19 protein-coding genes are annotated in these 21,151 nt (G+C 62.2%); 5 read left to right on the top strand and 14 right to left on the bottom strand.

Features of this window, described 5'->3' with window-relative positions; genetic code table 11:
* Positions 1–375 precede the first annotated feature (375 nt).
* The 3 genes from NF699_00585 to NF699_00575 form a co-directional block, all read right to left on the bottom strand.
* Positions 376–2,877, bottom strand: a complete 2,502-nt coding sequence (locus NF699_00585) for a S8 family peptidase (GenBank protein USU05247.1) — start codon at positions 2,875–2,877, stop codon at positions 376–378.
* 2 nt (positions 2,878–2,879) lie between these two features.
* Positions 2,880–3,860 carry an ATP-binding protein gene (locus tag NF699_00580; GenBank protein ID USU05246.1) on the bottom strand — a complete coding sequence of 327 codons (981 nt, stop codon included), beginning with the start codon at positions 3,858–3,860 and terminating at the stop codon, positions 2,880–2,882.
* 535 nt (positions 3,861–4,395) lie between these two features.
* Positions 4,396–4,800, bottom strand: a complete 405-nt coding sequence (locus tag NF699_00575; protein USU05245.1) for a helix-turn-helix domain-containing protein — start codon at positions 4,798–4,800, stop codon at positions 4,396–4,398.
* A 69-nt stretch (positions 4,801–4,869) separates the two neighbouring features.
* Here NF699_00575 and NF699_00570 point away from each other — a divergent pair, with 69 nt between their 5' ends.
* The 5 genes from NF699_00570 to NF699_00550 all read left to right on the top strand — a co-directional run bounded on the left by NF699_00570 (position 4,870) and on the right by NF699_00550 (position 12,312).
* Entirely contained in the window at positions 4,870–5,532 is a 663-nt protein-coding gene (locus tag NF699_00570) for a cation transporter (protein USU05244.1), read from the top strand.
* A gap of 421 nt (positions 5,533–5,953) precedes the next feature.
* Complete coding sequence (locus tag NF699_00565; GenBank protein ID USU05243.1) at positions 5,954–7,219, top strand: TolC family protein; 1,266 nt, start codon at positions 5,954–5,956, stop codon at positions 7,217–7,219.
* The gene (locus NF699_00560; GenBank protein ID USU05242.1) at positions 7,216–8,385 is read left to right on the top strand and encodes an efflux RND transporter periplasmic adaptor subunit; all 1,170 of its coding nucleotides are present in this window, start codon (positions 7,216–7,218) and stop codon (positions 8,383–8,385) included. The genes NF699_00565 and NF699_00560 overlap by 4 nt, the downstream gene beginning before the upstream one ends.
* Before the next feature lie 3 nt (positions 8,386–8,388).
* The gene (locus NF699_00555; protein ID USU05241.1) at positions 8,389–11,622 is read left to right on the top strand and encodes a CusA/CzcA family heavy metal efflux RND transporter; all 3,234 of its coding nucleotides are present in this window, start codon (positions 8,389–8,391) and stop codon (positions 11,620–11,622) included.
* A gap of 3 nt (positions 11,623–11,625) precedes the next feature.
* Positions 11,626–12,312, top strand: a complete 687-nt coding sequence (locus NF699_00550; protein USU05240.1) for a transporter — start codon at positions 11,626–11,628, stop codon at positions 12,310–12,312.
* Positions 12,313–12,556: 244 nt separating this feature from the next.
* Here NF699_00550 and NF699_00545 read toward each other — a convergent pair whose 3' ends face one another.
* From NF699_00545 to NF699_00495, 11 genes are all read right to left on the bottom strand, one after another.
* Complete coding sequence (locus NF699_00545; GenBank protein ID USU05239.1) at positions 12,557–12,745, bottom strand: hypothetical protein; 189 nt, start codon at positions 12,743–12,745, stop codon at positions 12,557–12,559.
* A gap of 436 nt (positions 12,746–13,181) precedes the next feature.
* Positions 13,182–13,700 carry a GNAT family N-acetyltransferase gene (locus tag NF699_00540; GenBank protein USU05238.1) on the bottom strand — a complete coding sequence of 173 codons (519 nt, stop codon included), beginning with the start codon at positions 13,698–13,700 and terminating at the stop codon, positions 13,182–13,184.
* Positions 13,697–14,452: an arsenical resistance protein ArsH gene (arsH, locus tag NF699_00535; GenBank protein USU05237.1), complete on the bottom strand. Its 756-nt coding sequence runs from the start codon at positions 14,450–14,452 to the stop codon at positions 13,697–13,699. Before arsH ends, NF699_00540 begins: the two co-directional genes overlap by 4 nt.
* Positions 14,452–14,775, bottom strand: coding sequence for a YnfA family protein (locus NF699_00530; GenBank protein ID USU05236.1), 324 nt, complete (start codon positions 14,773–14,775; stop codon positions 14,452–14,454). Before NF699_00530 ends, arsH begins: the two co-directional genes overlap by 1 nt.
* The gene (locus NF699_00525) at positions 14,772–16,058 is read right to left on the bottom strand and encodes an arsenic transporter (GenBank protein USU05235.1); all 1,287 of its coding nucleotides are present in this window, start codon (positions 16,056–16,058) and stop codon (positions 14,772–14,774) included. The genes NF699_00530 and NF699_00525 overlap by 4 nt, the downstream gene beginning before the upstream one ends.
* The gene (arsC, locus tag NF699_00520) at positions 16,058–16,486 is read right to left on the bottom strand and encodes an arsenate reductase (glutaredoxin) (protein ID USU05234.1); all 429 of its coding nucleotides are present in this window, start codon (positions 16,484–16,486) and stop codon (positions 16,058–16,060) included. Before arsC ends, NF699_00525 begins: the two co-directional genes overlap by 1 nt.
* A gap of 11 nt (positions 16,487–16,497) precedes the next feature.
* Entirely contained in the window at positions 16,498–16,830 is a 333-nt protein-coding gene (locus NF699_00515; GenBank protein USU05233.1) for a metalloregulator ArsR/SmtB family transcription factor, read from the bottom strand.
* A 375-nt stretch (positions 16,831–17,205) separates the two neighbouring features.
* Positions 17,206–17,688 carry a cytochrome c gene (locus tag NF699_00510; protein USU05232.1) on the bottom strand — a complete coding sequence of 161 codons (483 nt, stop codon included), beginning with the start codon at positions 17,686–17,688 and terminating at the stop codon, positions 17,206–17,208.
* A gap of 12 nt (positions 17,689–17,700) precedes the next feature.
* Positions 17,701–18,936, bottom strand: a complete 1,236-nt coding sequence (locus NF699_00505; protein ID USU05231.1) for a molybdopterin-dependent oxidoreductase — start codon at positions 18,934–18,936, stop codon at positions 17,701–17,703.
* 89 nt (positions 18,937–19,025) lie between these two features.
* Entirely contained in the window at positions 19,026–20,177 is a 1,152-nt protein-coding gene (locus NF699_00500) for a TDT family transporter (GenBank protein ID USU05230.1), read from the bottom strand.
* Positions 20,174–21,046, bottom strand: coding sequence for a LysR substrate-binding domain-containing protein (locus NF699_00495; GenBank protein ID USU05229.1), 873 nt, complete (start codon positions 21,044–21,046; stop codon positions 20,174–20,176). Before NF699_00495 ends, NF699_00500 begins: the two co-directional genes overlap by 4 nt.
* Positions 21,047–21,151 lie beyond the last annotated feature (105 nt).

Below are 21,151 nucleotides of genomic sequence, written 5' to 3'. Positions count from 1 at the left end.
CCGCTCCAGGCGACATTTCTCGGGTTTGTGCTTGGCTCACTTCCGTTCGTTTGGCCTCAACGAGGACCATCAGCACTAGGTGCATGAGCGTCTGAGACTGCGCCGGGAGCGGCCGATCCGACATTCCCGATTAGGAAGGATGGTTGGGACGGCTGACGTTTGCAGGGTCCGCTGGTTGGCATGGAAGCAGCCGTTTCCCGAAATGTGTTCCCGATTGCTCTTTCCCGAAATGGCCCTGTGGAAACGGAGAAATGGGACAGCCAAACGCAAAAGCGGAACCCGCCGTTGGTATCCACCCGCAACGGATAATGTAAGCACGAAATCTTGATTGCGAGCGGCCGCTATGTTTGCGCGCCGCTGCATCTAGCGTCGCCGCTAGATCTCGATGGCGACCTCAGGCGCGACTTGGGCAGTAACCTCGGTGTACAGTTCTGTTCCTGGTGCCGCGCGGATGCTCGCGATCAGGCTATATCGTACCGCCTCCCCCGCATGGCCCTTCGCAACATTTTCTCTCCACCACCCCCCTGTTGGATAGACGATGATCGCGTCACGAGCGGCAAGCTCCGTCGCGGTGCCTTCCCAAATATCGGCGTGCAACGATCCTCTATTTCGCAACTGAGGACCGATAGTCCAGCCGGCATCCGACGCCGCGCGCCTTGCAGGTCGAGCACCTGCCTCAGACGTTCTACGTCGAATAAAAGTATCTAGTGAGTCATCCGCATGCTTTAGGTCGAAGCGTAATCCATGGCTTGCGTAAACGTGACGTCGTGACAATCCCCGCTCACCAGGGTTAGGCTCTATGAAATAGCTCAAGGTTATTCGCAGTTGGACAAGCGTCGCAGGATCAAGTGCGAGCAGTGCGCCTCTCGGCCACGGAAGCTGGTGGACTGCCAACTCGTCCGTAATCGCTGCTCCACCCTTCATCTTGAATGGCACGATCTCGTCTTCGGTAACAATAGTTAGATCGTGATCGAGGCTGCCGAGAGCACGCGCTAAGGAAGGAACGCCAAAGCCGTAGCGACGCACAAGAGCAGGCTTGCCAATGGTGTTCTGATTGGCACGCATAGCATCGGTCCACTCTGCGGAGTGAACGATGAGACCGCGTACCGTCTCCGGCCACAATGTTGGCTTTTCCGCCATGATCTGTGCCGCCATTCGGGCGGCAAGCGCAGTAGCCGCGCTGGTGTCACCGGTTGTCGTGAAAGGTCGCTCGGCGATCGTGCGATATGTGGTCAGTAAGGCGAGGTCATCAACATGATCGCCCTGCCCCGTCGCTGGATCATGGCCTATGTTTCCGCCCTCGAACACAACATCGGGCTTCAAAGGCCATTCTCGAATCCAGCTGACGGAGGTTCGGCTCCGCGGCATGATGTCACCGGCGGCACCAAGCGCATTCCAGCCGGCATAAGTCGGATCCGAAATGAGCGTGCGCTCAGTGTACGCTCCAACAGTCAACGCATTCCATGCTTGAGCCGGATTTTCGATCGGCATTGTATCGTTGCGTGCTGGATAGTCTGCCGCAACGATCGCCTCGCGGATATTGCCAGCAGCGACCGCAATGAAGCGTTGCACCTCGTCGCGACCAAAGGTGATCGCATCTAGCTTGGCCGACCATGCCGATGGTCGGCCGCGACCGTGATCGCCTAGGCTTGTAACCGCTAGACAGATAGCTCTTGGTCGATTTGGCGCAGCAATCTCTGCTCGCGCAATCGCCTGAGCAGTGATTGCACCATATAAATCCGGGGCATTGGCGCCGTGATCCGGCAGGATCTTTACTGACTCCAACCGGTGCCGGACGACGATCGGCCCGGTCCCATCAAGTACTTCCATAAGGTCGCCGTACAGCGATGTCCCCGACATCTGCGTACCGTGACCTCCGTGACCTTGTGCACTGACATCCTCAGCATTCCAAGCGGCGTCGAATGCCTGCTGATCAACAGGTAGAAGGTAAGGTTTGATCAAAGGATGGTTGATGGTCGTACCGGAATCTAGCAGGCATACGGCCGGGGCTTCGTCATCGATCGGCACGAGCCGCTTTGCTAGATCTGCGCTCCACGTTCGTTGCTCAGCACCATCCATGCCCATAAAAAGCGAGGGCGTGTCTCGCGCGAGACGGAGCTCGGCAACGCTGTCAGTGTTGGCGATCACTCGTCCGAGCTGCTCAGGCGTACCTTTAGCGATAACCACATCACGTTCAGCGAACTCGAGGGTATGCTCGCGTGTGACCATGCCAAGCGCCTGCGCGGCCTTGTCGAACGACCCCTTTGTTCCTTTGCGAACCCACACCTCCCACCAGGCCTCGCCCCCCGGCGCGGGAAACAAGTTAGCCTGGTCGGTGTAGAAGGATCGAGCGACCGCTAAACGCGCGGTTTCGATCGACGCGATGAGGCGCTGATTTTTTGGCTTGCGAAGCTCTTCGACGGAGCCGTCGTCGTGTGTTTTGTAGGTGACATTGTCGTCGTCACGATAGGCCGCAACTTTTTTAAGGTAATAGTCCTTCTGCGCCTCGGGAACGAACACGGTTGCCGAAACCTGCCCCTCCTCCGCCGGGTGCACGTTCACTAGTTCAATCGGAAAGCGGCCCCGTCGGTTCTCCAGCTTGTCGACGATGTCCGCCTGGCCCGAAGGCAGAGTGAACTCGACATAGAAGCCTTTTTCTCCAGCAGCGATATTCGCGTCCCGGTTTGCGAGGACCGTCTCGCCTTGCTGCACAACCGCCGTCAGGGCTTGGGTTAGGGCATTTGCATGGCCAACCCGATCGCGCTGCGGCAGTCCACCGCCGCCATCACCGCCCGCCTGGTAGGCTGTGTAACCCCGCCGCGTGCCTGTATCCCGAAGATAGATATGCGGATGCGGCCGCGCTTGTTCGTCTGCCATTCTTACCGACGAGCCGCCGCCTTCCGCTCAGCGATCGCAGCGAAAAGATCCGCTGTCTCCACGCCGTCACGCCCTGCGAGCAACGTCCTTTTTGCTGCTTCGTCCGCAACACGAGAAAGGTCTGCCTGACTTAGCCCATCAACCCCTTCGGTTGCGTCTTCCCAAGACACGGAAGCCGTGTCGAAGGCCGATAGCCGAGCTTCAAGGATCGCCCGAGCTACCTGCGCGTCTGGCAGGGTGTATTCAATCACGTCGTCGAAGCGCCGGAAGAGCGCTGGGTCCAAGAGCTCGGGATGGTTGGTCGCAGCAACGATCAATCCTTCGCTGTCATCCTCTTCCAAGAACTGCAGAAAGGAGTTTAGAACGCGCCGGATTTCTCCTACATCGTTGCGTTCGCCACGGCGTGCTCCAATCGCATCGAACTCGTCAAAGAAATAAACGCCTCTAGTCTCGGTCATCGCTGAAAAGACCGTGCGAAGCTTCGAGGCTGTCTCGCCCATGAACTTTGTTAGCAGCCCGTCCAAGAGGACCGAAAACAATGGAAGCTTAAGCTCGCCGGCGATGGCTGCCGCGGTCATCGTCTTACCTGCTCCAGGCGGGCCTATGAGCAGAAGCTTGCGGCGCGGCTGCAAACCATGCTGGCGCAAGCGATGCACCTGCCGCTGCTCGAGGATTACCCTTTGAAGACGATCTCGCAACTCAACTGGGAGGACCATACTCGATAGCCGCGTATCGACATATTTGGCAGCGACCAGACTCGCCAACTCGCCACGAGGCTGAACAAGGGGAACGGCATGCGCCCGCGCTTTTGTCTTGCCCCGTGCTCGGGCATCATCCACCATCTCGCGCAGCTGCTGAGCGACCTTGCCATGGCCAAGGCGCGCTTCATTAGCGGCCGCCTGCATCGCGACACTGAGAAACTGCTCGTCATCGCCATCGATGTGACTCTGCAGCAGCGCGACGAAATGAGTCGCCTTTGTCACGCTAATTCGCCTGTACGATGCCCCATCATGCCTTATCTCGCGCTGTCTGTTGCGGCAACGCTCGGAAGACGCGCTTTGGTCGACTGCTCCCAAGTACTGGCCGTTCTATCGTCGTTCCATCAATGTGACAACGAGTTCCGCACAGTGGCTGCCGGGCAGACACGCGGACCCAAGCTCGATCTACATACCGCTATTGCCCTCAAGCGAGATCACCGCCGTCCCGGTCGGTGCTTTTTGGGTATGCCCCCAGCGCATCCTTCCAGGCCGGTCCTTTTTAGATCAATAGATGATCCATAGAATTCGGGGCTATTTGTTGCCTTGGTCCGGCTGAAGTCCCAGCCAAGGAGGACCATACGGCACCCAATCAAACGACACCGTCGATTTCTCACTGCAGGGGTAAGTATCAGGGTTTCTGTCTTAGCATCACGATCTCGGTAGCAGTGTCGCGGGCATCGCAAAACCCTCGACTTATATGATGATTGCTGGCGACGCCTGGCAAAGGATCCGTCACACGAAGCCGTTAAGTCCTATGGGACTACTCAGGAGGCGCAAGGGCTTCGATGATCCGACAGTCGGCGACGGTGTTCCGGCTACAGGAATCTATCAGCGCATCGAGTTCACCAGCCAGTGCGGTGAGATCGGCAATCTTACGCCTGATCGCGTCGCGGTGTTGATTGGCAACGACATCAACAGCGATGCAGGACTGATCTCGTCGATCGGCAAGCCCCATCAACTCGCGTACTTGGTCGATCGAGAAGCCAAGATCGCGGGCACGACGAATGAAGGACAGGCGGCGCAGGTGCGCACCCTCATAGGTCCGATAGTTCCCCGCCGATCGCGCAGGTGCCGGCAGCAAGCCAATCTGCTCATAGTAGCGGATCGTTTCGACCTTCGTGCCAGTCGCACCAGCCAATTTTCCGATTGTCAGTTTCTCAGACACAGCGCTTGACCCTCTAGCGACTAGAGGGTGCATATAGGCTGTCAGATCGATTCTATCGAGGTGGCGAACATGGCCTGCACAAGCTGCGCGTCCGACAAGGCGGGTACTCTCAACGATCCAAAGTGGCGCCGGGCGCTATGGATCGCGCTTGCCGTCAATGGCGGCATGTTCGTTATCGAGATCATAGCCGGCATCACGGGCGGATCGAAGGCGCTCCAAGCCGACGCGCTCGACTTTTTTGGTGACACCGCGAACTACGCAATCAGTCTTGGTGTTGCCGGAATGGCGATAGCCTGGCGCGCACGCGCTGCGATGTTGAAGGGGGCGACGCTTGCTTTGCTAGGCGTCTATGTCCTGTTCGCGGCGGGATGGGGTGCGCTCCACGACGCGACGCCCCATGCCGACATTATGGGTGTGGTCGGCATCGCCGCGCTGATCGCGAACCTTGTCGTCGCGGTCATGCTGTACCGCTTCCGAAGCGGTGACGCGAACATGAGGTCGGTATGGATTTGCTCGCGCAATGACGCGATCGGGAACATTGCCGTCGTGCTAGCCGCAGGCGGGGTGTTCGGCCTCAACAGTGCGTGGCCTGATCTTGCCGTCGCCACCTTGATGGCTGTTTTGGGAATATCGGGCGGTGTTCAGATCATGCGGCAGGCACGCGCCGAAATGCGTAGCGAGCCTTCACCCGCCCTCGCTACTTACCAGCAGTCGTTACATGGCAGTCGGTAAGCTGCTAAGGCGCGGGCCGATGCACCGCCTTTCCGCCCTGTTCCTCAGTTTCATGCTAGTGCTTATGCTCGGGCTTGGATCAGTCGCGCATGCGACCGAAGGCGTGACGTGCGTTGATACCACAGCGGTCAGCTCCCTCGATCATTGCGACGGTGACGCCGACCAAGTGCCGGCAGACGCCGACAAGGCGTATCCTCACCATCATGGCGGTTGCCACGGCCATCATGTCGGCGTGCCGATCGCGTCCGATTCAACCGGACCAGCCAGCAGCGTTCGTATGACTGCGTCGGTGTGGCGCAATGCGCCCAAGGCCCCGGTAGCGTCGGACCCAGCCCTACGTCCTCCCCAAGCCTGACCAACGCCTTAATTCCGCCGGGAAAGCCCGTGCGGACGCCCAAGGTTCGTCAGGAGTCCGTTACCCATGCACCGTTTTATTGCGGCCTTATTGGCCGTGGCGTCGTGCGCGTCGATCGCACAGGCGCAGTCAGCCGATCCAGCATCGACCAATCCCCCGCTCACCCTTGAGCAGGCGCTTTCACTTGCCGGAGCCAGCGCCCCCAGCCTTGAGGCCGCCACGGCTGGCGTCCGGGCAGCTGAAGCAGGCCGCAAGGTTGCCGGCTACCGGCCGAACCCGTCGATCATAGCCGAAACCGAGAACATTGCCGGCAGCGGTCAATATCGCGGCCTTCGCAGCGCCGAGACAACAGCAGGATTGGCACTACCGATCGAGCTGGGTGGCAAACGATCGGCACGGATCGCCGTCGCGGATGCAATCGGTAATCGAGCGCGGATAGGCACGGCGCTGGCCGAGGCTGATCTACGGCTTGCCATCACGCAGCTCTACATCGAGGCAACCGCAGCGGAATGCCGACTTGTGACCGCGCGCGAGCAAGCCGGTATTGCCCGCGAAGCATCGCGCGCAGCCGGCGTCCGCGTTCAAGCGGGGCGAGCATCACCGCTCGAACAGCAGCGCGCCGATGTATTGCGGATCAACGCGGAGACGGCTGTGGAGCGCTCAGAGCGGCTTGCCGAGGTCGCTCGGAGCAATCTCGCCCGACGGATCGGCCAACCTCTCACAGGATCGTTGGACTTGGCGTGGTTCGGCCGTGTGGAGGGCTTTGGTCCGGCACGGCCGATCGAGACCGCAGGGACGCTGGCATTGGCGGCGACACGTGCGGACGTGACAACGGCAGAGGCCCAGGTGCGGCTTGCCAGGTCGCAGCGCATTCCCGACGTGACACTCAGCGCCAGCGCACGACGGCTTGAGGCTACGAACGACGTGGCAGCGGTGTTCGGCCTGTCGATCCCGTTTCCGCTGTTCAACAACGGCAAGGCGGCAGTGGCGCAGGCGCGGGCGCAGACCGATCAGGCGCAGGCGCTACGTCGCGCGGCCGAGCTGGATACCGCGCAGGACATCGCAAGCGCACAGGCGAACGTCGCGAATGCCGCGACGACCGCTCGCAACGCGAGCGGGCCAGCATTGGCATCGGCAAGCGAAGCCGCTCGGATCGCCCGGATTGGCTACCGGGAGGGTAAGTTCGGTCAACTCGATTTGCTTGATGCCGAACGTACCCTGTCCGAAACACGAACCGCCGCGATCGATGCGCTCGCCACCTATCACGACGCCAAGGCACGCCTCGAACGGCTCGTTGCCGCAGCGCCCTCGCCCGAGGAAACCAATCAATGACGAAGACCATCATGAGGGCGCTCGCGCCTGTGACCCTGGCTATCCTCCTTGCCGGATGCGGCGGGGGTGGCAATAGCGAGGCCGGTGAGAAAGCCGGAGCCGAGAAGACAGAAGGTGCCGAGGCCGGCGAAGCTAAGGAGGGTCCGAAGGATATCGTCACCCTGTCCGCGCAGCAGATCGCGGATGCCGGGATAGAGGTCACGCGTCCGACAGTAGGCGGCGTGGCCGGAGCGATCGAGCTATCGGCGACGATCGAGGGCGATCCTCAGGGTGTGCAGGTCGTGTCCACCTCCGTAGGCGGTCGGCTCGTTTCCCTCACCCGCAATCTCGGGCAGTCAGTTAGCCGGGGCGACCCGCTGGCTATCATCGAAAGCCGGGAAGCGGCATCACTGAAAGCGGAGGTAGAGGCCGCGCGCGCGCGTTCCGCACTCGCCCAATCGAACCTTCGCCGCGAACAGCGCCTGTTCGCCGAACGCGTTTCGCCGGAGCAGGATCTGGTCGCGGCGCGAACGGCCGCAACGGAGGCCAGCATTGCCCTTCGCCTGGCGCAGCAGCAGTTGTCAGCGACGGGCAGCGGAGGCGGCGCGCTCAACCGCATCGCGGTCCGCTCGCCGATCGCCGGCCAAGTGATCGCGCGATCGGCGACCCTCGGGCAGGCAGTCGCGGCCGATGCAGAGCTGTTCCGTGTCGCCAACCTGTCGAAGGTCACGGTCACCACATCACTCGTTCCCACGGATGCCGGTCGGGTGAAACCCGGCGTGCGTGTCGAAGTGACGGCACCGGGGCGGCGTCAGGAGGGGCGCGTCACGTTCGTGTCCCCCATTCTGGACGAGACGACCCGATTGGTGCCGGTGATCGCCACCCTCGACAACGCCGGCAGCACATGGCGCGTTGGTGAGACGGTCAACGTATCGATCCTCGTTCCTGCGACCGGGGACCGCACCGTCGCTGTACCATCGGCCGCAGTGCAGATGATCGAGGACAAGTCGTTTGTGTTCGTCCGGACCGCGACGGGTTTCCGGGCAATTCCGGTGACGCTTGGTCGCACCAATGGCGGACAGGTCACGGTAACGGCAGGCCTTACCGGCTCGGAGCGCATTGCTTCCACCAACAGCTTCACGCTCAAGGCCGAACTCGGCAAGGGCGCAGGCGGGGATGAGGACTGAGCCATGATCGGTCGCATCGTCACCCTCTCCGTCGAGAAGCGTTGGCTTGTCCTGCTTCTCACCATCGCGGCTGCATTGCTCGGGATCGGCGCGCTGCGTCAGCTTCCGATCGACGCCGTTCCCGACATCACCAACAACCAGGTGCAGATCAACGTCGTTGCTCCTGCCCTCTCTCCCGATCAGATCGAGAAGCAGGTTGCGTTCACGGTCGAAACCGCGCTCGCGGGCATTCCCGGCCTTGAATATACCCGCTCGCTAAGCCGCAATGGCTTTGCCCAGATCACAGCGGTTTTCGGTGAGAAGACCGATATATATTTTGCGCGGGCGCAGGTCGCGGAACGCCTGCGAACCGCAGAGGAAGACCTTCCCGAAGGCGTGAACCCGGAGATGGGGCCGATCGCCACGGGCTTGGGCGATATCTTCATGTGGACCGTCGAATACCGCGAGCTGGATCAGGTCCATCATCGCAACGGCGAACCCGGCCTGCAACGCGATGCCAGCTATATCACCCCCGAGGGGGATCACCTCGTCAGCGACGCCGACAAGGCGACCTACCTGCGCACGGTGCAGGATTGGATCGTCACGCCGCAGCTGAAAAGCACGGCCGGGCTTGCTGGTGTCGACTCCCTTGGTGGCTACACCAAGGAATATCTCGTCGTTCCGGACATACAGCGCATGGCGGCAATGCGGCTGACGCTTCGGGATCTCACCACCGCTCTTCAGCGCAGCAATACCAGCGCGGGTGCTGGCGTGGTCAACCGCAACGGCGAAGGGTTGGCGGTTCGATCAGATGGGCGTGTCCGCAACGCCGACGAGCTGGCTCGAACCGTCGTTGCCACTCGCGAGAGCGTTCCGATCCTGCTCAACCAGATCGCGACCGTTCGAACCGGGCAGGCGCTACGCATGGGATCAGCGTCGGAAAACGGCCATGAGGTTGTCGTCGGCACGGCGGTTATGCGGATCGGGGAGAATAGCCGCACGGTATCGACTGGCGTTGCCGAACGGCTGACACAGATCGGCCGCTCGTTGCCGGTCGATGTCGTTGTGAAGCCGGTCATGAACCGGACGGAGCTGGTGAACTCCACGATTTCGACGGTTGCCCGCAACCTTGCCGAAGGTGCGGTGCTGGTGATCGTCGTTCTGTTTGCGCTGCTTGGCAATTTCCGCGCGGCGCTGATCGCTGCCTGCGTCATTCCGATCACGATGCTGCTGACCAGCATCGGCATGTTGAAGGCGGGCGTTTCGGCCAATCTTATGAGCCTTGGCGCGCTCGACTTTGGTCTGATCGTGGATGGCGCGGTCATCATCGTGGAGAACGCATTACGGCGTTTGGGCGAGGCGCAGCATGGTCGCGATGACGTGCTGACGATCGAGCAACGTCTCGGGATTGTCGCGGCATCGGCGCGCGAGATGATCCGGCCATCGGTGTACGGGCAGGCTATCATCATCCTGGTCTATGCGCCGTTGCTCACCTTCACGGGTGTCGAAGGTAAGATGTTCGAGCCGATGGCGCTGACAGTCATCATCGCTCTGGTGTTCGCCTTCATCCTGTCGCTGACATTTATACCGGCAGCGATTGCGATCTGGCTCAGCAAGCGGGTTGAGGAAAAGGAAAGCCGCGTCGTCACGTTCCTCCGGCAGCGCTATGAGCCGGGACTCGATGCGGCAATGCGCCGGCCCACCCTCACCATCGGCATCGCGATCGGCGCGCTGGCGCTTGCCGGTGCCGCTTTCACGACATTGGGGCAGGAGTTCTTGCCGCAGCTCGATGAGGGCAACATCCTCGTGCAGGCGGTCCGCATCCCGGGCACATCGGTCGATCAGAGCCAGGCAATGCAATTCCAGGTGGAAAAGGCACTCGCCGAGGCCCCTGAGGTCCGTTTCGCCTTCTCCCGCACCGGCACGTCTGAAATCGCGTCGGACCCAATGCCGCCTAACGCGACTGACACGTTCGTCATCCTGAAGCCGAAGAAGGAGTGGCCCGACCCCGGCCTGTCCAAGGAAGAGCTGGTGGAGCGGCTGGAAAAGCGCCTCTCCACCCTGCCGGGCAACGCCTATGAGATCACCCAGCCAATCCAGATGCGATTCAACGAGCTGATTGCAGGCGTGCGCGGCGATATCGCGATCAAGGTCTTTGGCGATGACTTTGGCGAGATGAACGCGACCGCAGACCGGATCGCCGGCATCCTTCGAAAGACGCGGGGTGCAGCAGACGTGCGGGTTGAACAAACCGAAGGTTTGCCGATGCTCGATATACGGCCGAACCGTATCGCCATGTCCCGCGTCGGGGTAACGGCCGGTGACGTGCAGGACACGGTTGCCGCAGCCATTGGCGGCCGACAGGCTGGCGTGATCTTTGAAGGCGATCGTCGCTTTCCCGTCGTGATCCGGATGGCGGAAAGCTCACGATCCGATCTGACGGCGGTTGCCCAGGTGCCGGTACCGACCGGCAGTGGCGGCTTCGTACCGCTATCGACTGTAGCGGATATCGCGGTGGTCGATGGTCCCAATCAGATCAGCCGCGAGAACGGCAAGCGCCGTGTCGTGGTGCAGGCCAACGTGCGCGATCGGGACGTGGCCGGTGTCGTGGCCGATGCCCGGTCAGCCATCGACGCTCAGGTGAAATTGCCGCCCGGAACGTATCTCGAATGGGGCGGTCAGTTCGAGAACCTGGCATCCGCCCGAGATCGGCTCAGCGTTGTGGTGCCGATCTGCTTCGTGGTCATCATGTTCCTGCTCTACGGCGCGCTTGGCTCCGTCAGGGATGCGTTGATCGTGTTTACCGGCGTTCCGCTGGCGCTGGTCGGAGGCATCCTTGCGCTGGTGCTAAGGGGCATGCCGTTCTCCATTTCAGCGGCAGTCGGCTTCATCGCGCTATCAGGTGTCGCGGTTCTCAACGGGCTGGTCATGGTGTCGTCCATCCATGATCTGATGCGGCAAGGCATGGATCGTGCGGTAGCGGCGCATCAAGGCGCTCTGGCGCGGCTCCGGCCGGTTGCGATGACGGCTCTCGTTGCGTCGCTTGGCTTCGTGCCGATGGCGCTTGGTCATGGTGCCGGAGCCGAGGTGCAAAAGCCGCTGGCGACCGTCGTCATCGGTGGCCTCATATCCGCAACCCTGCTCACCTTGTTCGTGCTGCCGACCCTTTATGCTCGTTTCGGACGGCGCGAGCTGCCAGCCCCATCAGGGGGACACATCGAACTGCCGCCTTTGGCTCATGACAGCGTGAGGGCCTAAGCTATGCAGGCCGTTGCCTTCACGCTCATTCCCGTCGTTGCCGTACTGATCGGCTCGCTATTCGCGGTATCGAGACGGCCAAGTGATGCCTTCGTAAGCGCCATGCAGCACTTGGCGGCAGGCGTCGTGTTCGCCGCAGCGGCTGCCGAGATCCTGCCGCAGGTGATGCACGAAGGCTCGCCGATCGCGACATTCACAGGCGGCGCGCTAGGCATAGTCGTGATGCTGTCACTCAAAGCCCTTGAGGGTCGCGCCAGTGGACCGATCGCTATGTTGGGCGCGGTCGCAGTGGATATCCTGATCGACGGGCTTGTTCTCGGGTTGGCGTTCGTCGCTGGCGGGAAGGCCGGGGTGTTGCTGACGATCGCGTTGACGTTGGAGGTGCTGTTTCTCGGACTGACCGTGACGACCGAGTTGGGCGAGACGATCAAGTCCAAGGCGCGGATCATCGCGATTACGATGGGGATCGCGTCGTTGCTGCCGATCGGTGCGGCGATAGCGACTCCCGTTGCAACGTTTCCGCCCGTCGTCATCGCTGGGTTTCTCAGTTTCGGTTTGATGGCGCTGCTCTACCTCGTGACGGAGGAGCTATTGGTCGAGGCGCACGAGAAGCCTGACACCCCGCTTATCAGCGCGATGTTCTTCATCGGGTTTCTGGGATTGCTCCTGATTGAGGAGGTATTGGGCTGACCGCTCGACGTGGAACGGCGTGGACCGATGATGATGACGCCGAGCTTCGTCGGCGTATCGAGGCCAAGCAGACTCTGGCGGTAATCGCACGCGAGATGGGCCGAACGATGGATGCAGTTCGGGGAAGAGCCTCAACCCTACGGGTAACTCTCCGCTCGTCACAGCGACCATGGCGCGACGGCGTGCCGCGCCGAGTAGATGTAGACTAGGAAAACAGGGGCGGTTGCCCGCCCCTATCCAGCTTTTAGCCGTGCTTCATGCCGCCCTTGGCATGATCGCAGCAGTCCGCGGCCTTGGCTTTTGCGCCATCCTTGCAGCAGTCCGCACCGTCCTTGCAGCACGCCATGTCGGCGCAGCAATTGGCGACAGCGGCGAATGCGCCAGTCGACAGGGTGAGGGCGAAGGCAGCGCTGATGAGCTTGAACTTGGTCATGATATTCTCCGAAATGCACGTGTGATGGTGTTCGACGTCACACGGTTTGCGGAGGGGGTGTGGCCGGAGCGTATGCCATGCCTAAAAGGCCCGTCTGTGGAGCCGGCCAAGGCGATAGACGGGAGGAAGGAACCAGCTCGATATGCTCGACGGTTTCGCCAGCAACCGCAACGCACGGTATGGCGCAGGCCGACGCAGGCGCCTTTTTGACGGGAGCGCCTGCTGATTTGCTGGCGCAGTCCATCATCGCGGACGCAGCCGGAGGCGCGGCCATCGCCATCGTCTCGCAGAGCGGGCCAAGCCGGACCAGCAACATTACTGCCAGGACGAAAAACGCCATGGAATGCAATATCTTGGAGAGTGGGCGACCCCAGCGTTTCATCCGGTCTAACTAGATGCACATAGGATGATGCACAACGTCTGATACGCCATGCGATCAGCCAAGAATGGTGTCGTCGTTGAGTAGACGCTGCCACCACCCTACATCGTGCCAGCTATCAAACTTTCGCCCAACCTCTCGGTAGATGCCTAGAGGAATGAACCCCATATTTTCGTGCAATGCGATGCTGCCGGGGTTCGGCAGGGCGATCCCCGCAAAAGCCGTATGAAAACCGCGGTGGGCAAGGTCAGCAATCAGCTTTGTATTTAAGCTGCGGCCAACCCCCGACCGCTGCGCCTCAGGCGCGATATAGACCGTCATATCGACAGACCAGCGATAGGCAGCACGACTGCGATGCTGGCTGGCATAAGCATATCCAATAACCCGACCACGCCGTTCCGCCACGAGATACGGGTAGTCCTTTAAGGTTGCCTCGATGCGAGCGGCCATATCGGCGACAGAGGGCGGCACCTCCTCGAATGAAATTGCTGTTTCCTCCACCACAGGTGCGTAGATTGCCTGGATCGCACCCGCGTCTGTGATGACTGCCGACCGGACGATTACGGCACTAGTCATTTGCGCGGCGCTTGGGGTGCAATGGCGATACTCGACAAGTCCGTGGGCGTATTGAGCGGCACGCCAGCTTCTTTCCGTTCCGAGTAACGATCGACGAGTTGCGCCGTGTGCGGTCGCAGCAGGATCGTGAAGCGCACCAGCTCTTCCATCACATCTACGATCCGGTCGTAATAGCTGGACGGCTTCATCCGGTCGGCGTCGTCAAATTCCGCAAACGCTTTGGCTACGCTGGACTGGTTGGGGATCGTCACCATTCGCATCCAGCGGCCGAGGACGCGCAGGGTGTTTACACTGTTGAACGACTGAGATCCGGCCGACACCTGCATGACGGCGAGCGTGCGGCCCTGCGTCGGGCGCATCCCACCCATGGACAGCGGCAGGTGATCGACTTGCAGCTTCATGATGCCGGTAATCTGGCCGTGCCGCTCAGGGCTGCACCACACATGCCCCTCCGACCACATCGACAGTTCGCGCAGTTCGTGGACGGCAGGGTGATCGTCCCCAGTCACCTGATCGGGTAGCGGCAGGGTCGAAGGATCGAAGATCCGCGTTTCGCAGCCGAAGAATTGCAGCAGGCGGGCGGCTTCCTCGACGCAAAGCCGCGAGAAGGACCGCTCCCGCAGGGAGCCGTAGAGCAACAGGATGCGCGGAGGCGGATCACCAGCGCCCAGCCCAAGAGCAGGACGATCGAGCGCATAGCGCCGATCGAGCGCGGGCAGATTATCGGGATCGGAGAGAGTGCGGAGCGGCATCAGGCGGTCCTTGGGCCAAGCAGAATGATACAGGTGCCAATCAGGCAAAGTGCGGCCCCACCCGCGTCCCAGCGATCGGGCCTTACCCCTTCTACAGCCCACAGCCAGATCAACGATGCACAGATGTAGACGCCGCCATAGGCAGCATAGGCCCGCCCTGCTGCATCGCTATCTACGCGTGTCAGCAGCCAGGCGAACAGTATAAGCGAGACCACGCCTGGAGCCAGCCACAGGGGCGATTTGCCCAGCCGCAACCATGCCCAAAAGGCAAAGCAGCCTGCGATCTCCGCAAGCGCAGCAGCCGGATATACGAGTGCAGTCATGCGACGCTGATCCTAATCGCCAGTGCCGCGAGCGTTACTAGCAGCACCGGAATTGTTAGTGTCGCACCGACCTGGAAGTAATAGCCCCAGCCGATCCGGATGCCCTTTTGCCCGAGGACATGCAGCCAGAGCAGCGTCGCGAGCGACCCGATCGGCGTGATCTTCGGGCCAAGGTCGCACCCGATCACGTTGGCATAGATCATCGCTTCCTTGATCGCGCCTGTGGCGTGCGTCGCGTCGATCGACAGCGCACCCACCAGCACAGTCGGCATGTTGTTCATCACCGACGACAGCAGCGCCGCGATGATTCCGGTCCCGAACGCGGCACCCCACACACCGCCTTGCGCGGTGCGATCGAGCAGGCCCGCGAGATGGTCGGTTAAGCCAGCATTTCGCAAGCCGTAGACGACCAAGTACATGCCGAGCGAGAAGATCACGACCTGCCACGGCGCACCGGCCAGCACCTTGCGCGTCTGGATGACATGGCCGCGCGTGGCGATGACGAGCAGGAGGACCGCGCCGGCAGCGGCAACGGCGCTGACCGGCACGCCGAGGGGTTCAAGCAGGAAGAAGCCGGCGAGCAGTAGAGCGAGGACGACCCAGCCCGCCTTGAACGTGGCAGGATCGCGGATCGCGTCAGCTGGCGTGCGGAGCTGCGCCACATCATAGCTGCCCGGTATGTCGCGACGGAAGAACAGGAGCAGCGCGACCAGCGTCGCGGAGATCGACGCCAGATCGACCGGCACCATCACCGAGGCATAATCGGCAAAGCCGATCTGGAAGAAGTCGGCCGACACGATGTTGACGAGGTTGGATACGATCAGCGGCAGGCTGGCGGTATCGGCGATGAACCCCGCCGCCATAACGAACGCCAGCGTTGCCTTGTCCTTGTATCCCAGCGCGCGCAGCATCGCGATTACGATCGGCGTTAGGATCAGGGCCGCGCCATCGTTGGCGAACAGTGCCGACACTGCCGCACCGAGCAGCACGATCAGCACGAACAGCCGGCGACCATGCCCCCCGCCCCAGCGCGCGACATGGAGCGCCGCCCATTCGAAGAACCCGGCTTCATCCAGCAACAGGCTGACGATGATGATCGCGACGAACGTCGCGGTCGCATTCCAGACGATACCCCACACAACCGGCACGTCGGAGAGCGAGACGACCCCGACGAGCAACGCGATCGCCGCTCCGCCCAATGCGCTCCATCCGATGCCGAGGCCCTTGGGCTGCCAGATGACGAGCGCGATCGTGGCGACGAAGATAGCGAGCGCAAGCAGCATCAGGCGATGCGCTGACCCGAGGCGTCCACGACCTTTTCGCCGTCTTCCTTGGCAAACGCCCCCTGTTGCGGCTCGGACAGCAGATCAAGGACCGCTTCGGACGGTCGGCAGAGCTTCACGCCGACCGGAGAGACAACCAGCGGCCGATTGATGAGGACCGGATGTGCCATCATAGCGTCCACCAGCGCGTCGTCGGACAGCGACGTGTCGCCCAAGCCTAGCTCTGCATAGGGCGTGCCTTTCTCACGCAGCAGATCGCGGGGCGTGATCCCGGCGCGATCGATCAGCTCGACCAGCAGCGCGCGCGAGGGCGGCGTCTTCAGATATTCGACTATATGCGGCTCGATGCCGGCATTCCGGATCATCGCCAGCGCGTTGCGCGACGTGCCGCACTCGGGGTTGTGATAGATCACGATATCGACGGCCACGGGGCGTCCTTTCAGCAGCAGGGGGTGAGTTCGGCTAAGAGTGGCGCGCACAGTTCGGGCGAGCCGGCGCAGCAGTCTTTGACGAGGAACAGGGTTAGTGCGCGCAGTCCGTCCAGATCTGCGCGGTAGACGATGGAGCGGCTATGCCGTTCAAAGCGGACCAGGCCCGCACGCGCGAGGATGCCAAGGTGCGCCGACATCGTGTTTTGCGGCACATTGAGCTGCCGAGCAATATCGCCTGCAGCCACGCCGTCTGGCTCGTGCTGAACCAGTAGGCGGAACACATCGAGCCGTGTTCCTTGCGCTAGTGCGCTAAGCGCGGCGATCGCGGTGTTATTTTCCATATATCCAGCATAGACGATATAGTGAATTAAGCTAGAGCCGGGTGAGACACTTGGCTCCCCTCCCCTGCTTTCCCGCAACATTGATCGAATTTTTGCTAGTGCTTTTTAGGTATACCCTCTGCGTTCCTACTCTGGCCGGTCCGATTTCCGCCAAAAAGGGACATTAAGAATTTAGCTCGGATTGGCCCTTTGGTCCGCCTGGAGTCCTAACCAAGGAGGACCAAACTGCACCCTACCAAACGGCACCGATGAAGCTTCATTGAGGGTTGAAGCTCTTCCTTCTGTCCGCTCGCAAGGCAGTGTCGGCGCGTTGCAGTTCACTGCTGGCGACCGTCCCACAAACGATGGTATTTCGGGATTATGGAAGGAGATCGGTTAGCCTGTTCCACCTGAGGCATCGGGAGCCGCCTTGGGGTCGGGATCCTGTGCCTTGCCTGTCGCGGGTGCCGCCTTGTGGCTCGGCATAGCGATGAGATAGGCGACGATCGCGTTGACGTCCTTCTCGGCCACCGGAGCCTTGTACACTTCGCGCATCTTGGTGACGGTCGCCTTCCACTGATCCGCCGATAGCGCAGGCTGGGTCAGCGCCATGCTGGCCGAGTGGCACGAAGTGCAGTTGGCGTTGATGACGTCGGCGTGCGGACCATCGGGGTAGGTAACGTCATCGACCGGCAGGTCGACGCTGGTCGAGGCGAGCGAAAAGCCGCGGGCTGAGACGCTGGTGGGCGGTGCCGGCTCGGATGTCTCGGAGATCGGGGCAGGCGCCTTGCGGCTGCTCGGCGCCCCGATCGAGACGAGGATAATACCGGTCAGGCCGATCAGGCCAGCGGCCATGATGCCGGTAGACGGGGTCTTCATGCTACTCGCTCCTCAGGCCGCGATGATGGTGGTGGTTTCGATGTTGCCGCGCATGAACCCGCCCGGGTTCCAGATCGGCTTCATCGGCTGGGCGACCCCATTGGTGTTCCAGCAGCGCACCATGATCGGGTTGGGACCGCGTCTCAGCGGCACGCGACCATCCCACCGACGGAAGCTGTACCTGCCCTCGTCCACTCCGAGCGTCGTCTTGTACCAAGTGCGCCCACCATCCGGCGAGACATCGACCTTGGCGACGCCGCAATCGCCGCCCATCGCGATGCCGCCGACCGGGATCGACGCCTCATAGGCGATCGCCTGGCCATCGGGCAGGCTGGTCATCCAGCTGCGCGGGATCATGCGATTGATCGGCACGGTCGGGAAGTCCTTGGCACCGGGCGCGACATTCGCGCCGGGTGTCGCCGGTATCTTGTAGGCCTTGGCCATCCAATACTGGTCGTCAAGGCCGGGCAGTACCTCGATCGCGTTCAGCATCTTGACCCAGTAGGTCGAATACCAGCCCGGGACGATCAGCCGGCAGGGAAAGCCGTTGAGGAGCGGCAGCTGCTCGCCGTTCATGCCGAAGGCGATCATCACTTCGCCGTCGCGGGCATGGTCGATGTCGAGCGCCTTCTCGAAGTCAGGGGCGTCCGCCACAACCGGCTGATCGAGCGCGCCAAAGCGCACCTGTACCGCGCCTGCCTTGACCCCCGCGAGGTCCAGCACGTCGCGCAGGCGCACGCCGAGCCATTTGGCATTGCCCATCGCGCCGTTGCCCCATTGCGCGCCGGCGACCCGGGGCTGGAACAGCCCACGGCTGTTGCCCGAACACTGGTTGACCGCCGCCATCTCGACCCGCGGCAGGCGCAGCAGTTGGGCGAGGCTAATCGACAGCGGTCGGTTGACGTGGCCGAAGACGTTGAGGCGGAAGCTCTCGACGTCGATCGAGGTTGGAATGTCGGCCCAGTGCCAGCGAACGAAGAACTGGTCGTTGGGCGTGAACACCGACTTGTCGAACACGTCCATCGGCGTCTCCAACAGCGGAGGATGGATGCGTTGGAGGATCATGCTGCCCTTGCCAGGAAAGGCGTTGGTCATCGGCCGCTCGGCATTGCCGCCAGGCAGCTTCAGGTCGACGAGCTGCTGCGCCAGCGCAGGTGCTGCGGCAAGGCCGGCGGTGCCGAGCGCCGTACGCCTGAGAAAGCGGCGACGGCTGGTTTCACTCGCCAGCGCGGCGTCAAAATTGTCCATGACAAGGCTCTCCTGTGGCCAGCCACGCTGGCGGTTCGAAGCGGCGTTCTGCAAGTGATCGGACCGATTGATCCGATCATCAGGGTGGATCAGTTCGGGGTAGCGATGCAGGGCGAGACGAACAGGTTGCCGCGCCATGCTCCGGCGAGTGTCTTGGCACCGACCAGCAGCCACATCGCCGCGAGCGCGACCGTCAGCACTGTGCCGACAATACCGAAGAAGCCTAGGTTCAGCGTCGTACCGAGGCGGAAGGTGGCGACGGTGTAGACGCCGAGCGGGAAGGTATAGCCCCACCAGCCAAGGTTGAATGGGACGCCGGCGCGCCAGTAGCGGATGGTGATGAGCGTCGCGAGCGCCAGCCACCACAGGCCGAAACCCCACAGACAGAGCCCGGCGACGACGCCGATCCCTTGCGCGACGGTACCGACACCGACCAGCCCATGCGCCGCGAGGATCGCCGGCGCATCCGCCCCAAGCACCAGCATACCCAGCGCCCCGGTGCCGATCGGCCCCAGCGCAAGCCAAGAGGATGCCGCCATGCTCTCGTGCGGGAGCTTGTGGAGCGCCATGCGCAGGATCAGGATAGCGAGGATGCCAAACGCGACCGGCACCGAATAGGCCCACAGCACGTAGGAAGTGGCGAGCGTCACGATCTGCGCGTGAGGATCGGTCAGATGCGGCGCGAGCAGCCCGCCGCTGGCACCCGCCACTTCCGCTGCGACGACCGGCAGCAGCCATACCGCAGTCATGCCGTCCAGGCTGTGCTCGTGGCGGGTAAACATCAGGTAGGGGATCAACACGCCGCAGGCGAGCGACATGGCGACGTCGATCCACCACAGGACGTGTGCGACCGGCACGATGCCGTTACCGAACCGCGCGATCCCGAAGGCGAGGCATCCGTTGATGATCGTCGCCAAGCCCATCGGAATGGTCCCGATGAACATTGACACGGTGTTGTGGCCGAAGATGCGCCGTGCCTCATGCCCGAACATCGCCCAGCGCGCGCCATAGAGACCGGCGAACAGGATGAAGAGCGCGATGTTGAAGAACCACAACACCTCGCCAATCGGTTTGAGCGCGGGGCCGATATTGGGCACCTGCGGCAGCGCGAGAGCGAGGATGCCGGTGCCCATCGTCGCGGCGAACCAGTTGGGTGTGAACTGGCGGATCATCTCGCGCGGGTGATCGAGCCTGCTTAGCGGCTTGAGGCCGGTCAGGGCCGAAGGTGCGTCGGCAGTCATGCGACCTGCTCCTTGATGAGGTCCGTCAGCGCGTCGGCCGCGCGGGTGCGATAGCGTTCCTTGTGGCGCAGCGCGTGGAAGGCGCGATCGGGTAACCCAAGCGGCAACTCGACCAGATCGCCGGCCTTGAGCGCGCGTGCGACGACCAATCGCGACAACACAGCGACGCCGGCACCGGCCTCGACCGCGGTACGCACCGCCTCGTTGGACGGCAGCGTCATCGCTACTGTCAGCTGGGCCGGATCAAACCCGCGCGTTCGCAGCACGTCCTCGAAGGTCGAGCGCGTGCCCGAACCCTGCTCGCGGACGATCCAGCGTGCAGCGCGAAGCCAGTCCTCGTCGACGCGCCCGGCGTCCTCATGGCCGACCAGCACCATCGGGTCACGCCCGACATTCCAGAGGGCGAGCGCCGGTTCGTCCACCTCGCCCTCGACGAAACCGAGCTCCGCCGCGCCGCTCAGGATCTGCGCTGCTGCACCTTCGGTGTTGTCGATCGCCAGTTCGACCGCGATCTGCGGGTGGCGTTCGTAGAAGGAGGCGAGCTTTGCCGGCAACCAGTAGCTCGCGATCGTCTGGCTTGCGACGATCCGCAACGAACCACGGGCAAGCCCGGCATAGTCCGCCAGCATCGTCTCGGCATGCGCTGCCCGCCCCAGCACTGCGCGCGCTTCCTCCAGAAAGCCGCGGCCTGCTTCGGTCAGCTGGATGCCACGCCCGACACGGTGAAACAGAGGAACCCCGTAGCGCGCTTCGAGGGCCGCGACCGCGCCGGAGGCAGCGGACTGCGTGACGTTCAGCACCTCCGCTGCCTTGGTGACGTGTTCGCGCTCGGCGACACCGACGAATATTCTGAGTTGCTCCAGGGTCATGCAGCTTATATCGCGCAATCTTATCGATACGACCAACCGTTTGATCCGTTTATTTCAATCTGGATATCGGAACGATCGGTAATCCTTCGTCTGCGATAGTCTTGA

The sequence above is a fragment of the Sphingomonadaceae bacterium OTU29LAMAA1 genome (assembly GCA_024072375.1).
Lineage (GTDB): Bacteria > Pseudomonadota > Alphaproteobacteria > Sphingomonadales > Sphingomonadaceae > Sphingomonas.
This window is presented reverse-complemented; position numbering and strand designations above follow the sequence as displayed.